Annotated in this window: 6 protein-coding genes; 4 read left to right on the top strand and 2 right to left on the bottom strand. The window is 63.7% G+C overall.

Translation table 11 applies throughout. The features are described 5' to 3' along the window. Positions 1 to 33: 33 nt before the first annotated feature. On the bottom strand, positions 34 to 1,260 hold the full coding sequence (locus tag ACT9AS_RS04800; RefSeq protein ID WP_445098963.1) for a multifunctional CCA addition/repair protein: 1,227 nt from the start codon (positions 1,258 to 1,260) through the stop codon (positions 34 to 36). A gap of 259 nt (positions 1,261 to 1,519) precedes the next feature. Beyond that, the gene (locus ACT9AS_RS04795; RefSeq protein WP_445098962.1) at positions 1,520 to 3,577 is read right to left on the bottom strand and encodes a transglycosylase SLT domain-containing protein; all 2,058 of its coding nucleotides are present in this window, start codon (positions 3,575 to 3,577) and stop codon (positions 1,520 to 1,522) included. Between the two features lie 78 nt (positions 3,578 to 3,655). Here ACT9AS_RS04795 and ACT9AS_RS04790 point away from each other — a divergent pair, with 78 nt between their 5' ends. The 4 genes from ACT9AS_RS04790 to ACT9AS_RS04775 all read left to right on the top strand — a co-directional run bounded on the left by ACT9AS_RS04790 (position 3,656) and on the right by ACT9AS_RS04775 (position 16,623). Next, positions 3,656 to 4,462 carry a TSUP family transporter gene (locus ACT9AS_RS04790; protein ID WP_445098961.1) on the top strand — a complete coding sequence of 269 codons (807 nt, stop codon included), beginning with the start codon at positions 3,656 to 3,658 and terminating at the stop codon, positions 4,460 to 4,462. Between the two features lie 171 nt (positions 4,463 to 4,633). After that, complete coding sequence (locus ACT9AS_RS04785) at positions 4,634 to 6,811, top strand: type I secretion system permease/ATPase (protein ID WP_445098960.1); 2,178 nt, start codon at positions 4,634 to 4,636, stop codon at positions 6,809 to 6,811. After that, positions 6,808 to 8,229, top strand: a complete 1,422-nt coding sequence (locus tag ACT9AS_RS04780) for an HlyD family type I secretion periplasmic adaptor subunit (RefSeq protein ID WP_445098959.1) — start codon at positions 6,808 to 6,810, stop codon at positions 8,227 to 8,229. The genes ACT9AS_RS04785 and ACT9AS_RS04780 overlap by 4 nt, the downstream gene beginning before the upstream one ends. A gap of 471 nt (positions 8,230 to 8,700) precedes the next feature. Beyond that, positions 8,701 to 16,623 carry a calcium-binding protein gene (locus tag ACT9AS_RS04775; protein WP_445098958.1) on the top strand — a complete coding sequence of 2,641 codons (7,923 nt, stop codon included), beginning with the start codon at positions 8,701 to 8,703 and terminating at the stop codon, positions 16,621 to 16,623. Positions 16,624 to 16,642 lie beyond the last annotated feature (19 nt).

Here is a 16,642-nt window from a genome sequence, read left to right as displayed (position 1 = left end):
TCCTACAACGGAGGGAAATCCGGTTGACTGGGGCTACGGCTTCTTGCCGGTCGCGGCAGCCACCGCCGCGATCCGCGCCTTGTGCATCGCCTCGCCGATCGCCGGACCCTCCAGCCCGGCCGGCAGGTCGACCGCACGCACCGCGCACGCGGCGGCATGGGCGGCACGCAGGGCATCGGCCTGCGGGTAGGGCTGGTCCTGCAGCCCCGCCCGGCCACGCTTGTCGGCCTCGCAGACGGTGGCGAGCTGGCCGATCCGCTCCGGCTTGCGGAACCCGTCGCAGCGTTCGATCAACTTGACCGCGGTACTCGCGCGAAGTTCGTCGAAACGGTGCACGTTGAGATGCTCGCGACATGCGATCTCGGCCAGCTGCCGGTGCCCGGTGGGAATCTTCAGGCGCTCGCACAGTTTCCGCAGCGGGGCGACGCCGGCCTGCTCGTGACCGATGTGCTTCGGCAGCACGTCGCCGGGCGTCAGCGCCTTGCCCAGATCATGGGTCAGCGCGGCAAAACCGACCAGGTCGTCACCGGGCGCAAGCTTCGCGGCCATGTCGCAGACCAGTTCGACATGCACGCCGGTGTCGACTTCCGGGTGGTATTCCGCGCGCTGCGGCACCCCGTACAGCGCATCGACCTCCGGCAGTACCACCGCAAGCGCGCCGCAGTCGTGCAGGGTGCGAAGGAACGCCGACGGCCGTTCGCTGGCGATCGCCCGGCGCAACTCCTGCCACACGCGCTCCGGCACCAGCTCGGCCAGTTCACCGGACTCGACCATCGTCCGCATCAACGCCATCGTTTCGTCGGCGACGCGGAAGCCGAGCGTCGCGAACCGCGCCATGAACCGCGCCGCGCGCAACACCCGCAGCGGATCCTCGACGAACGCATCGCCGACATGCCGCAGCACCCGCGCCTCGATGTCGCGCGCACCATCGAACGGATCGACCAGCCGGCCTTCGGCATCCTGCGCGATCGCGTTGATGGTGAAGTCGCGGCGGCCCAGGTCCTGCTCCAGCGTCACCGACGGATCGGCATCGACCACGAAACCCCGATAACCCCGGCCCGACTTGCGCTCCGTCCGCGCCAACGCATATTCCTCGCCGCTGTCGGGATGCAGGAACACCGGAAAGTCGCGCCCCACCGGCTTGAACCCGGCCACCTCCATCGACGCCTGGCTCTCGCCAACCACGACCCAGTCGCGGTCGCCCGGCTCCAACCCAAGCAACCGATCACGCACCGCGCCGCCGACGAGATAGGTTTTCATGCAGTCATGATGCCTGCCGACACGCCAATCCGCGACGTAGCGCAGGAGTCGGGTGGCGGGGGTATTGCGTAGAGCCGGCCAGGGATGGCCGGCGCCCCGACTAAAGGCAGGACAGCCGTCCGGAGGGCGGAGCAATGCCCCCGCCACCCGGCTCCTGCGCGGACTCCGGACTCGCGACGCAATACCGCAACCGATCACCACGCGTGGATATTCGCGCGCCGTATTCAGAGCGACTGCAGCAGGTCCAAGGCTTGGTCGATCAGGGAACCTTCGCTGCGGTTTGGGGAGTTTGCGCAGGACACTCGAACTGCTTGCGCGGCCCTTCCGTCCGCCCCTCAATGCGATCGCTCAACCGCAGCGCATCACCATCGAGCAGCCAGTCGTAGATCACGCTGAAGGCCAGCACCCGCGCGACGTAATCGCGGGTCTCCGCATAGCTGATCGTCTCGATCCAGAAATCCGGATCCATCCCCGGCCGCTGCGACTGCCAGCGCGCCAGCGGCGTCGGCCCCGCGTTGTAACCGGCCATCGCGAAGTACGGCTTGCCGCCGTACTCATCAAGCATCTGCCGCAGGTACGCCGTGCCGAGCACGATGTTGGTATCCGCGTCGTACAGGCTCTGCGTCCCGCCCCAGGGCCGTCCGATCCGGCGCGCGACCGCCGCGCCCGTGGCCGGCAACACCTGCATCAGGCCCATCGCGTTGGCGCCCGAACGTGCCTTCGGATTGAAGATGCTTTCCGCGCGGATCTCGGCCGCGACCCAGGCCGGATCGATATCGTTGCGTTCGGCCTCGCGGCGGATCGTCGCGTCGTGGTGCAGCGGGAAACGCAACGTATAGAGCTGCCGCTCGCGCGGACCGCTGCCGAGCGCGAACACCGCGCGGTCGAACCAGCCGTTGACCTGCGCGATCTTCACCGCGAGCTGGCGCTGGGTGTCGCTGAAGCCCTCGGTCGCCTCGGCCCACTCCTCCACTGCCCAGCCATGGCGGCCGAGCTGGTGCAGGCCGATCGCACGCTGCAGGGCGGGACTGTTCGCGACCGTGGCGAGCGTTGCGGCATCGGCCTGCACTTCCCACGGGCACAGCGCATACGGCTGGTCGATGCGATCGGCGGCGAGGAAGCCGTGGAACTCGGGCTCGAGCGCCGCCGCGGCGTAGCGCGCGCGTGCGGTGGCCTCGTCGCCGGTCAGTTCGGCCAACCGGCCCTCGAAATACTCGTAGGTCGAATCGCTGCGTTGCTCGTCACCCATCTTGCGGATCGCGGCGAGCGCGGCCGGCCAGTCGGAGCGCGACATCGCCTCGCGCACCCGCCACTCGTGCAGGCGCGGATCGTAGCTGGCCGCGGGCACCGCGTTGAGCCGGCGCTCGGAGTCGGGCAGGTACGACGCCACCGTCCACAGCGCGATCATGTACATCGCGCGGCCGCGATCGGCTTCGGTGAAGCCCAGCGCGCTGGCGTACTGGGGCAGCAGCGCCTCGGCGCGGTCGGGGTCGGCCTTGCCGAGCTTCGCCAGGCCCTGCGACGCGACCAGCCGGCTGCGGTCGGTCTTCGGCCAGGACAGCGCGCGCGGGTGCGGCGCGTCGATGAAGGCGGCGTAGTCCTCGGCCAGCGCCTGCTGGTCGGCCGGCAGGCCGCGCGCCGAGGCACGCATCACGCCGGGTTGCCATGCGTTGGCGGCTTCCTCGATGCGCTGCCAGCGCATCGCGTCGGTCAGGCCGCCGCGTTCGGCGAGCGCGGTGAATACCGGGTCGCAGTCGTCGGGCAGCGACTTGCCCTCGCTGCCGTTCCAGATTGCCTGGGCATCGCTGGTCCATTGCGCGTCGGTGCGTCCGAGCGCGCGTTGCGCATCCAGCCGTGCGCAGCGCAGCTTGGTGCTGGTCACCTCGTCGTCCCAGGCCTTGAGGAACGCGGCGGGGTCCTTACGGCGTGCGCTTGCCGCGAGCCACAACTCGCGGAACTCCTCGGCCACCGCCTCGCCCTTGTAGCTCTGCAGGAAACCGGTTGCGCGAGCCTCGGTGACGTCGTCGATGTTGCGGCGCAGGCTGGCGTACTCGACCCAGCGGTACAGCGGGTGGTCGGCAAGGTCGCCGTAGCTTGCGGCGTCGAAGTTCCCGAGTTCGGCGGCCTGGATCGCGGCGGCGACGCGTGCCTGTCGTGGATCGACCTGCGGCTTGATTGGCGCGCCCGGGCGCGGCGCCTGTGCCGGCGCGCTGGCGACCTCTTGCGCGGGCGGCACCGGCGTGGACTGGGCACAGGCGATCGTCGCGAACGACGTCGCAAGCGCGGCGAGTACGATTGGCAGCGGGCGGGGGAGCATCGGCCCGACTATAGCGGGGCGAGAATGAACGCCTGCGCCCGTTTTTTTCACACCACCAACCGCGCCGCTGGAGGCCGAATGCCCGTCGAATGGCTGTTGTTCCCACTGCTCGGCATCGTTGCCGGCCTGCTGGCCGGTTTGCTCGGCGTCGGCGGCGGGCTGGTGCTGGTCGCCGCGCTGTCGTGGTTGTTGCCGCTGCTCGGCATACCGCCCGAGGCGGCGATGCACGCGGCATTGGCCAGTTCGCTGGCAAGCATTGTGCTGACCGCGGCGGCGTCGGCGCGCGCGCATTCCCGACGCGGCAGCGTGCTGTGGCCGACGGTGGCATGGATGGTGCCGGGCCTGCTGCTCGGCGGCTGGCTCGGCAGCGGGATCGCGGTCGGGATCGATGACGACGTGCTGCGCTACATCGTCGCCGGCTATTGCCTGCTGGCGGCCGCGCAATTGCAGTTCCGGCGTGCGCGTACCGTGGACGGCAGTGGCGTGCCGGCCCCGCGGGGGCCGTCGATGAGTGCCGCCGGCGCGGGCATCGGCGCGTTGTCGGCGGTGGTCGGCATCGGTGGCGGCAGCATGACGGTGCCCCTGCTGGTCTGGCGCGGGGTGGTCCCGGTGCGCGCGGTCGGCACTTCGTCGGCCTGCGGTGTCGCGATCGGACTGGCGAGCGCGCTCGGTTACGCGCTGCACGCCCCGGCCGGGGCGTTGCCCGAGCATGCGGTCGGCTACGTGTACCTGCCCGCGGCGATCGGCGTCGCGGTGGCGTCGGTACTGGCCGCGCCATGGGGTACGCGGCTGGCGCACCGGTTGCATGGGGATGCGTTGAAGCGGGTTTTCGTGGTGTTCCTGGTCGTGGTGGCGCTGGGGCTGTTGCTGGCGGGCAATCAGTAGACCGTGGTGTCGCGCGCCGCTGGAGGGATGCTGGAACGGTGTCTCAATTTCGCCTTTGAATCGTAATTTTCCCGCATTGTCACGCTCAGTTGGTTGACAAGGCCAAACCCGCGGTTGATTCTTCGGAGAATCAGTCGATCAGGCTGATTTGGGGAAATCAGGGAAGACACGATGGCACAGGGGGGTGCTTCGCTGGCAGTCGTCGAGGCCGCGGCGTCCGGGGAATCGCAGTCGAGCACGCAGGTCGATCCGGCCTTGCGGGGCTTGGTCCTGCTTGCGCAATTCCATGGAGTGGCGGCGGATGCGGCTCAGCTGGCCCATGAATTCGGCCGTGTCGGCGAACCTTTCGACGAGACCGATCTGCTTCTGGCTGCCAGGCGCCTGGGACTCAAAGCCAAGGTGGTTGCGCAGCCATCGTCGCGCATCGGCATGGCCAGTCTGCCGGCGCTGGCGCTGGTTCCCGGCGGAGAGGCGTTCATCGTTGCCCGGGTCAATGGCGACAACGTTCTCATCCACGACCTGACCGAGAAGCGGCCGCGGGCGATCTCTCTGGAGGAATTCGAGGCGCGTTACGCCGGGCGCCTGTTGCAACTGGCGTCGCGCGCGTCGGTGCTTGGGGAGCTGGCCAAGTTCGATTTCAGCTGGTTCATCCCGGCGGTCGTCAAGTACCGCAAGTTGTTGCTCGAAGTCTTCATCGTTTCGTTCTTCATCCAGATGTTCGCGCTGGTCACACCGCTGTTCTACCAGGTGGTGATGGACAAGGTACTGGTGCACCGTGGCCTTACGACCCTCGACGTGATTGCGATTGGACTGGTATCGATCGCCGTGTTCGACGTGGTGCTCTCGGGTCTGCGGACGTACGTGTTCTCGCATACCACCAGCAAGATCGATGTCGAACTGGGTGCGCGCCTGTTCCGGCACGTGCTGGCGCTGCCGCTGGCCTATTTCGAGTCCCGCCGCGTTGGCGACACCATCGCGCGGGTCCGGGAGCTGGAGAACATCCGGAGCTTCCTCACCGGCCAGGCGCTGACTTCCGTGCTGGACCTGTTCTTCACGGTGATCTTCATCGCCGTGATGTTCTGGTACAGCGGCTGGCTGACCCTGATCGTGGTGTTGTCGCTGCCGGTCTACGCGTTGATCTCCGCGGGTGTCACACCCGTATTGCGAAAACGACTCAACGAGAAGTTCGCACGTGGTGCTGACAATCAGTCTTTCCTGGTCGAGGCGGTCAGCGGCATCGGCACCATCAAGGCCACCGCGGTGGATCCACGGGTCACGCGTACGTGGGATAACCAACTGGCCGGGTACGTGGGCGCCAGTTTTGGCGTGACCAAGGTCGCGACCGTGGGCCAGCAGAGCGTGCAACTGGTGCAGAAGCTGGTCAGCGTCGGCATCCTGTTCTGGGGTGCCAAGCTGGTGATCGAGGGCAAGCTTTCGATCGGCCAGTTGATCGCGTTCAACATGCTGTCGGGCCAGGTGTCCGCACCGATCATCCGCCTGGCCCAGCTGTGGCAGGATTTCCAGCAAGTCGGCATCTCGGTCGAACGGCTGGGTGACATCCTCAACACGCGACCGGAGGTATCCGGCAGTCGCGTCGCGCTACCGCCCATCAAGGGGCAGGTGACATTCGAGCGCGTGACCTTCCGCTACCGGCCCGATACCGCCGAGGTGCTCAACGGAATCGAACTGGACATCAGGGCTGGCGAAGTCATCGGCATCGTCGGCCGGTCCGGGTCCGGCAAGAGCACGCTCACCAAGCTGGTGCAACGCCTGTACACCCCCGAGCGGGGTCGCGTGCTGATCGACGGCCACGATCTGGCGCTCGCGGATCCTGCCTGGCTGCGCCGGCAACTGGGGGTCGTCCTGCAGGAAAACTTCCTGTTCAACCGCAGCGTCCGCGAAAACATCGCGTTGAGCGACCCGGGCATGCCCCTCGAACGTGTGATACATGCGGCAAAGCTGGCGGGCGCGCATGAGTTCATCGTGGAGCTTCCAGAGGGTTACGACACCATCGTCGGCGAGCACGGTGCCGGTCTGTCCGGCGGCCAGCGCCAGCGTGTCGCGATTGCGCGGGCGCTGATTACCGATCCGCGGATCCTGATCTTCGACGAAGCAACCAGTGCGCTCGACTACGAATCCGAGCATGCGGTCATGGCCAACATGCACGCCATCTGCCGGGGTCGCACGGTGGTGATCATCGCCCATCGCCTGTCGACCGTGCGACAGGCCAACCGCATCGTGGTAGTGGACAAGGGGAGGATCGTCGAGTGCGGCACGCACGCCGAACTGCTGGCGCTGCCCGACGGCCAGTACGCGCATCTGCACCGGTTGCAACAGGGGCCCGCATGAAGCACATCTTCCAGGGAGTGGGAGATTTCCTGTCCCGCTACACAGCGATCTTCAAGTCCGCCTGGGCCGTGCGAGAGCAGCTTGAGCCCCCCAGGCGCAGCCGCGATGAACTGGCCTTCCTACCAGCCCATCTGGAGTTGACGGATACCCCGGTGTCTCCGGCGCCGCGCTGGGCGATGCGCATCATCATCGCGTTTTTCTGTGTGGCGCTGTTGTGGGCGTGCTTCGGCAAGCTCGACATCGTCGCGGTAGCGCCAGGCAAGACCGTTGTCAGTTCGCGTACCAAAGTTATCCAGCCGATAGAAACGGCAGTGGTGCGGCGCATCCTCGTGCGCAATGGCGACGCGGTGAAGAAAGGGCAGTTGCTGATCGAGTTGGATGCGACGGCTACCGGAGCGGAGAGCAAGCAAGCGGAAGAAGCCCTTATCAACGCCCAACTTGCGGCCACACGCCTGGCTGCTTTGGCGGAAGCCATTGATTCCGGGAATCTTCCCGCGATGTCGCCGAACGAAGCGTTGCCCGACGCGCGCCTTGCAAATGAGCGGCAACTCGCGATCAGCCAGTTCGAGGCCTTCCAGGCCAAGCACGAAGGTCTCAGTGCTGCCATCGCGCAGCGACGAGCGGAATTGCATACCGTCAAAGCAATGATCGGGCCGTTGGAAGAGAACGCCCGTATTGCAAAGACCCGCGCGGAAGACTACGCGGAGCTGGTCAAAGACAAGTACGTGGGACGACATGACTACCTGCTGCGTGAGCAGGAGCGCATCGCCGCCGAGCGTGATGTAGCTGCGCAGCGAAACCGGTTGCAGGAAGTCCGATCGGCGCTGAGCGCTTCGCAGGAAGAGCTGCAGGTGCTGGTGACCGATATTCGCCAGCAGACCCTGGATGGCCTGCGCGAAGCGCGCGAGCAGATACGGCAGTTGACCCCGGAGGTCGCCAAAACCGCCAGCCGCGATCGGTTGATGGAGTTGCGGGCGCCCGTTGATGGCACCGTGCAGCAAATGGCAGTCCACACAGTTGGTGGCGTGGTAACGCCGGCGCAGGCACTTCTAGCCGTGGTTCCGAGTGAGGAATCACTAGAGATCGAGGCTGCCGTGCTGAACAAAGACATCGGCTTTGTGAGGCCGGGTCAGGCAGTCACGGTCAAAATCGAGAGCTTCCCCTATACCCGTTATGGCTACCTGACCGGCATCGTCACCAGCGTGTCGCACGACGCGGCACAGGACGAGAGCCTCGGTTTGGTGTTTCCGGCGCGAATTAGCCTTGATGATGCGACGTTGACAATTGATGGGGTCCAAATTCAACTGACATCCGGTATGAGCTTGAGCGCAGAGATCAAAACGGGTAAACGACGATTGATCACTTATCTGCTAAGTCCACTCCAGCGTAATGCCGAGGAATCGTTGCGCGAACGTTAAGGTAAATGTTCCGATTGAATTTACAGGAACTTTTCGAGTTCAACATACATCCGGAAAAGATAATGTCAGATCGACCTCTATCCCAGATACTCGCTGTGTGTCTAATGTTCATTGCTGTTGCGGTATCCGCAGGCCTGATCATTGTACGTCCCGAAGCAAGCGAGGCAAGAAACATCGCTCTCGCATTGAATTGGTTTCTGTGGCTTCTATTCGTCGTTCTCTACCCGGTTTCGGTGCTGCAGTCCGGCGTGGTCACCGGGACACAGCCTACCTCACGCAGCCATAGATTGAGCAGCCCAGCGCGCTACTGGGTCGGGCTAGTAAGTATGACCATCTTTTGGATCGCGATATTTTTCCTGGTGACAGGTCTGACGTGGATTGCGTGGTATCCCTATGCGATCCAATGATGTTTAAGTTACTTATGATCGCTATTTTGTGTCTTCCCATTTTTCGAGATAAGGAGATCAGAAAATGCCACTGCAGATAAAGCCCGTCGATGTTAATTACACTGTCGATTCCGCTACCGGAGACATCACGTTCCACAATGCCGACGGAAGCACTAGTGTCATACAGTTCGATCAAACGACTGGAAGTTACAGCACCACTAATGACACAGGGACCTCCAGTTCGGATCCCTTCGTCCAGAGCATGTTGCACAGCGGCCTGGGCGCCGTCGCAGGCAGCGACAAAGCTATTGAGGTAGCCCTCACCGGGATATCTCAGTGGTCGGGCGACGACGCGCGCTATAGCTATCTGCAGGAATTCAGCCAGCAGATGCAGAACTACAGTAATAGTCTGAGCGCCAGCGGCAACCACTCCCAGCAGACGGGCGAAATGTTCCAGAACTTCGCTGACAGCCTGCAAAACAACAAGTCCGGCTTGGCGCAGCACCTCGATGCAACCGGTCAAAGTATGATCGACAAGGCTCAAGGATCGTTCCAGCAGGCAGCCAACGCTTCCCAAGTGGCCGCGCATAGTGGCAGCCAAGCCGATATCATCGCAGCCCGCTACGCGAACGCCGGCGCCCTTCTGGACGCGGCGCAACTGCTGCACGCGCTGAGCGGCGGCGATACGGGAAGCATTGCCAAGGCAGCGTTTGGCGCTGCCGCGGGATTGGCTGCAGGCCTCGTCCTCGGCGCGTTGGGCGCGCCACTGGCTGTTGGATTGCTTGCAGGGCTCGCGGTGGGCTTCGCTGCCGATGCATTCTACGACGCGTTCCTTTCAGACTATTTCAAAGACCGCGGCAACTTCTGGGACAACCTGTTCGACTCGCTGGGGCTAAACCCGCTGGACCGCGACGCGGAGGACGCCGCGCGTCGACTCAACAAGGATGGGAGCTACCGTATCGTGCGATACGACCCGCTCGCATTGGATCTGGACGGCGACGGTATCGTGTCCACGCGCGCGGAAGGTGACTGGGAAGGTGCGCTATTCGACCACGACAGCGATGGCATACGCACGGCGACGGGATGGGTCGGTGGACAGGACGGCTTACTCGTACGCGACCTGGATGGAAACGGCCATATCGACTCGGGTCGCGAACTATTCGGTGATCAGACGCAGCTGGCCAATGGTCAGCTGGCGCGTACCGGGTTTGAAGCGCTGGCGGATTTGGATAGCAACGGCGACCAAATCGTTGATGAAGCCGACGCGGCATTCGCGTCGCTGCGCATCTGGCGCGACGCCAATGGCAACGGTGTCACCGAAGCAGGCGAACTGCTCTCACTGCAAGAGCTTGGAGTCACCCAGCTTGAGACCGATTTCACGTCATCGGGGCAAAGCGTCGTTGGCGGCACAGTGGTGGGCAGCGCGGGCTTCACGCGGGTAAATGGCGACGGGGCAACGTCTATCGGCATCATGCAGGATTTCAACTTCGACAACGACGGCGTCCATAGCGAATACGCGGACACAGTGCCTATCCCGGCAGCGATAGCCGACCTTCCAGAGTTTCAGGGAATGGGCAAGCTGCGTGACCTTCGGCAAGCTGCTGCGCTTTCGCCGCAACTGGCAATGGCCTTACAGATGTTCGCCGCCGCCGGCAGCCGGGAGGATCAGCGAACATTGCTCGCTAACGTAATGCTCGAATGGGCGCGAACCAATCCAGACTACAGCGAAGGAAGCGTACGACTGAGTTTTGGTGGATCGGTCGAGGATCCCAATTCCAGCAATGTGATTCGTCTGCGGCCGGGCCAGGCTTTGGTCTGGCCCGATCCCGAAGAACTGAGTATCGAGGACATCCGCAAGGTACGGGTAGTTGAAGCCATGCTGGGCTACGAGCCCATTGAAGTGCTGTGGTGGGGCAACGAAACCATTGATCAGTACATGCAGATGTACGACCGACTGTTCGACGGCGTCTACGCGTCGCTCAGTAAACAGACGCGCCTGAAACACTATTTCGATTCAGTACGCGTCAACTGGAGCGACGAAACACGCACGGTCGCGTATGACTTCACCGCACTGGAAGCCGCACTGCAACTACGTCATCAGTCGCACCCGCTCGATGCAGCGCTGGATCTGGCCGAGGTGCTGGGTGCCCAAGGTGAGTTTTTTATCGAGACGGGTTGGACTGCGGGTGAAGCTCTATTGCGTCAGTGGGTAACTGACGCACAGGACACGCCTGCATCCGTTGCAGCACTGGCCGAGGTGGGCGTCGTGTTTGCGACGGTGGACATCACCGCTGGCGATGCCGCGTCGAACATCATCATCGGTCGAGACCAAGCCTCAGGAAACGAGTCGCTTTCCGGGCTAGCCGGAGATGATCTCGTGTTCGGCGGCACGGGGACAGACCGGATAGACGGTGGCGACGGCGACGACACGCTCTCCGGTGGTGCGGACAATGACACGCTATTCGGTAGAGCAGGCGACGATAGGCTCTTCGGCGGCTCCGAATCCGACAGCCTAAACGGCGGCATCGGGAAGGACGTGTTGCGCGGTGGTATGGGTAACGACAATCTTTCCGGTGGCGACGGGAACGACGTGCTATCGGGCGAGGCCGACAACGATTCCCTGCACGGAGGGGAAGGGAGTGATTGGCTCGATGGCGGCATTGGTGACGACTTCCTGAGTGGCGGTAGCGGTAACGACGTTTATTTCTTTGGACTTGGCGCCGGCCACGATCGCATCAACAACTACGACAGTGACACCGGGCGCATGGACACGCTGAGCATTGCGCCGGACATCGCGCCGTCCGACCTCCGTGTATGGCGCAGTGGCGATTACTTGTGTCTACAGGTAATTAGCACCGGCGATCGCGTCGACGTGCAGGACTACTTTCGTCAGGATGGCACCAGTGCGTATCGGCTGGACTTGATTCGCTTCGCCGACGGCACTACGTGGTCAGTCGACTACGTAAAGGCGCTGGTCCTAATCCCCGTTGAAGGTGTCGATGACCTGTATGGCTACGAGACGGATGACGTGATCCAGGGCAGCGACGCCAGTGAGTGGCTGAGCGGCCGCGGTGGCGATGACCAACTCTCAGGCGCCGGCGGCGCGGACAGCCTCAACGGAGATAGCGGCAACGATACTATCGATGGCGGAGCCGACAACGACCGCCTGTCCGGCGGCGAGGGTAACGACGTCCTTGCCGGCGGCGCAGGGGACGACAGCGCCGATGGAGGAGCCGGCGACGACGTGCTGCACGGAGACAGTGGAAACGACCGCTTGAGTGGCGGGCAGGGCAATGATCGTTACCTGTTGGCGGCCGGATTCGGTCGCGATGTGATCGAAAACTACGACTCAACTGCCCTGCGTCACGATGTTATCGAGTTCGACGCGGGCATCACATCGTCCCAGGTCGTGGCTACGCGCGTGGGCGACGACCTGTACCTTACGGTCACGGGAACACAGGACGTGGCAAGCGTCAGCAACTACTTTTCTGACAATGCCAACGGTGGCTGGCGCATCGACGAGATTCGTTTTTCCGACGGAACCGTTTGGGACGTTGGCGTCGTTAAGGCCCTGGTACAAGCGGCTACCGCGGGCGACGATACGCTACGCGGCTATGACTCGGACGACTCGATCTCCGGCGAAGCCGGCAACGATTCCATCTTGGGCGGAAACGGTAACGATTTGCTGGCCGGCGGCGAGGGTGACGACACCCTTAACGGCGACCAGGGTAACGACACGCTGCAGGGTGATGCGGGCAGCGATACCCTGTTCGGCGACGACGGCAACGACGTGCTGATCGGTGCTGCCGGGGTCGACGCGCTACACGGCGGATTTGGCGACGACGACCTGTCCGGTGGCGAAGAGGGCGACTGGTTGGCCGGCGCCCAGGGAGCCGACGTTATCCGCGGCGACGCGGGCAATGACCAGATCCTCGGCGGAGACGGCGCCGATAACATCACAGGTGGCCTCGGCGACGATGTCCTTGAAGGCAACGAGGGCGATGACAATTATTACTTCCAGCGTGGCGATGGCAAGGACACCATCAGCGATCTGCAGGGGCATTCAACGATCTACGTTTCCGATCTGACCGTCGGTGAAGCTTACTTCCGGCGCGACGGTTCCAGTCTCGTTATCCGCTTCGGCTCCAGTCCGGCGGACGAGATTCGTCTTACGGACTACTTCGACCCGGTGACCGGATTGGCGCAATTCGGTCTTAGCCTGATTCCGGGCGAAGGCCAGCCTTGGGACATCACACCTGCCGGTCTAGATGCCGAAGTTCTCAAGGGAACGGCGGTCGAGGACGTCATCTATGGCAACTCCCTGGGCAATACCATCAATGGGCTGGACGGAAACGACACCATCTACGCTGAGGATGGTGACGACGTCGTCTCTGGCGGGGGGGGCAACGATCGCCTATATGGCGAGAATGGCGACGACCATTTGCTGAGCGGTGATGGGGATGATGTGCTTCTTGGCGGCGCTGGCAACGACGTGCTGACCGCTGACGGTGGCAATGACCAGCTCGATGGCGGTACTGGTCAGGATCAGCTTGTCGGCGGAGTCGGTAGTGACACGTACCTCATAGATAACACGTTGGATCAAGTGATCGAGGTAGCTGGAGAAGGTGAAGACGTTATCCAGAGCTCGGTCAGCTATTCGTTGCCAGTGAACGTCGAGACGCTGGAGCTTGTGGGCACTTCCGATATAAATGCGACCGGCAACGATGCCGTAAATGAGCTGTTGGGCAACGATGGCGAGAACCAGCTCGAAGGTCTTGGTGGAGATGACGTTCTCCGCGGGCGGTCCGGCAACGACATATTGCTGGGTGGAGCCGGAAATGACTTGCTGGACGGCGGGACGGGTGTTGACCATCTTGGTGGCGGCGCCGGCAATGACGTATTCCTCGTCGACAGCACACAGGATGTCGTCGTCGAGCTTACCGGCGAGGGCGTGGACAAGGTTCAGGCCACCGATGACTACACCCTGTCCGCGAATATCGAAGAGCTCCTGTTGGTCGAGGGAAGCAACGCCAATCAGGGCACCGGCAACGCCGGCGACAACCTGATCAACGGCAACTCCTCCTCTAACCGTCTGGACGGTGCCGCCGGTGCCGATCAAATGGTCGGCGGCCAAGGCAACGACACCTTCGTCGTCGACAACGCCGGAGACGATGTCGTCGAGCTGGCCGATGAGGGGTCGGATACTGTCGAGTCCAGCATCGACTACACCCTTGGCTCGACGCTGGAGAACCTTACCCTGACCGGCACGCAGAACCTCCAGGGCACCGGCAACGCCGGGGACAACGTGCTGACCGGCAATACCGGCGACAACCGTCTCGACGGCGGCCTGGGTGGCGACGACATGCACGGCGGCGCCGGCAACGACACCTTCGTCAACGATTCCAGCAGCGACTGGATCTACGAGAACGAAGGTGAAGGCCTCGACACGGTCGAGCGCCGGTACGAAACCAACCTTGTGCTGTCCGACAATGTCGAGAACCTGATCCTGGCCGACGGCATCACGACCGGCAATGGCAATGGGCTGGACAACCTGGTCACCGGCAATGCGGGCGACAACACCCTGGGTGGCTGGGACGGCGATGACGACCTCCATGGTCTCGATGGCGACGATGCCCTGTTCGGCGGTACCGGCAGCGATTTGGTGCTGGGTGGGGCGGGCCATGACTACCTCGATGGAGGCGAGGGCATCGACCAGCTCGAAGGCGGTGCCGGTGATGACACCTATATCGTCGATCACGGCTCCGATGTGGTGGTGGAGGCCGCCGGCGCGGGCGATGACAAGGTGCAGACGACCGCGTCCTACACGTTGGCCGACAACGTGGAGACGCTGTTCCTCCAGGGCGCGGCGGCAATCGACGGCACCGGCAACGCGCTGGACAACTACCTGGCCGGCAATGGTGCGGCCAACGTCATTGATGGCGCGGGTGGCAGTGACACTTTGGCCGGCGGTGGTGGCAACGACACCCTGATCGGCGGTGTCGGCGACGACAAGTACGTCGTCAGCGATATCACCGGCTCGGACGTCATTGACAATGCCGATGGCGGCTTCGACGGCGTGTTCTTCACCGATGGCATCACCCGTGAGCAACTGTCGTTCAGCCGCGACGGCGATGATCTGCTGGTCTTCGTCGACGATGCCACGACGCCCGCAGTCCGGGTGCAGAACCACTTCCTTGGTGGCGATGCAGCCATCGACTATGTCCAACCCGACGATGGCGGCTTCTATCTCACCACGGCCCAGATCAACCAGATCGTGGCCGGTGGCGGCACCGGTGATGAGTATGACCAGGTGATCGAAGGCACCGCTTCCGGCGAGCAACTAGCGGGCAGTGCCGGCAAGGACCTGATCAAGGGACTCGGCGGCAATGACCAGTTGTTCGGCATGGGTGGCGACGACACCCTCCAGGGCGGTGACGGCGACGACTATCTCGCCGGCGGCAACGGCAGTGGCACGGGTTCCGGTGTCGACCGACTGGAAGGTGGCGCCGGCAACGACACCCTGGCCGGTCAGGACGGCAACGACGCGTTGATCGGTGGCCTCGGTGACGACAGCTATGTCTACGGTGGTGGCCAGGACACCATCGACAACAGCGATGGCGGATACGACGGTATCTTCTTCAACGACGGCATCGACTCGGCGCGCCTCGACTTCAGCCGCGATGGGGATGACCTGTTGATCACCGTGGATGCCGACCCTGGCAGCACGGTGCGAGTGACGGATCATTTCCTCGGCGGCGATGCGGCCATCGACTACGTCCAACCCGATGGTGACACGCTGCTGGATACCGCTGCGATCAACGCCCTGGCCGACACTGGCAACGGTGGTGGCGATCCGGGCGGCGACATCCCGGGCGATGAGGGTGACTACTCGAACACGGTCGATGGCACGGCATCCGGGGAGCAGTTGCTGGGTAGCAGTGCCCGCAACCTGATGCGCGGCCTGGGTGGCGACGACACGATGTTCGCGTTCGGCGGCGACGACCGCGTCGAAGGCGGCGACGGCAACGATGACCTGTATGGCGGCAACGGCTCGTTCAGCGGGTCGGGCAACGACATCCTGGTCGGCGGGGCGGGTTCCGATAGCCTGAAGGGCGAGGACGGCGACGACCACCTGATGGGCGGCGCCGGTGACGACAATTACTACTACGCCTCGGGCTCCGGCCGCGACACCATCGACAACACCGGCGGAGGCAGCGATTACATCTACTTCGCCTCGATTGCCCGGGAGCGCCTGAGTTATCACCGCGATGGCGACGATCTGGTCGTCCGGGTCGACGGCGATTCGAACGAGGAAGTGAGGGTGCTCAATCACTTCCTTGGCGGCGAGTACGCCATCGCCTTCGTACAGCCGGGTGATGGTGGCTACGGTATCCCCGCTTCGCAGTTCGACGACTTGCTGACGCCGATGGAGGGCGTGGCCGCAAGTGGGACGGGCACGGGCTGGAACACGCCGATTGCGATGGGCTTCTCGCGCGGTCCCGAGGCGGTATCCGGCAGCCGGCATCGGCATATGGATGACGACGTCTGGAGCGGGGGGCTGTCCTATCTCGACCAGGATGGCCTGGGCGGCGGATGGGAGTTGTCTCGCCTGATTTCCGATATGAAGTTCGGCCCGAAGATCGCTGCGATCTCCAGCGAGACCGGACGCACGGGCGGATGGTTTGAGCGCCTTGGCTTGCGCTTCTCCCGGCAGGACCGCCCGGCGACGACGGAAGGGGAGGCGTCGCCGATATCCCATCAGGGTGTTCAGAAGCACACTGCGGCGTTGCGTCTGCAGGATCCGCGCTCGGAGGCGGCGCACTCCCTGGGTGAGGCCAACCGTGAGCTCGATCTCCTGATCGATGCGATCGGTAGTCACGCGCCTGCGATTGCGGATGGTGCGGACACAAACGGCGACGGCGACGCTGCATTTTTGTCGGCTGGGTTTGTGTACCGCCATCGGTTCGAACGGGCAGGAATGGAATCCGTGTACTTCATCGAGCGGTAGCTGTCAGGCCGGACAGGGC

It is taken from the genome of Lysobacter sp. F60174L2 (assembly GCF_052547135.1).
The sequence above is the reverse complement of the archived record's forward strand: the minus strand, read 5'-3'. Positions and strand labels throughout refer to the sequence as shown.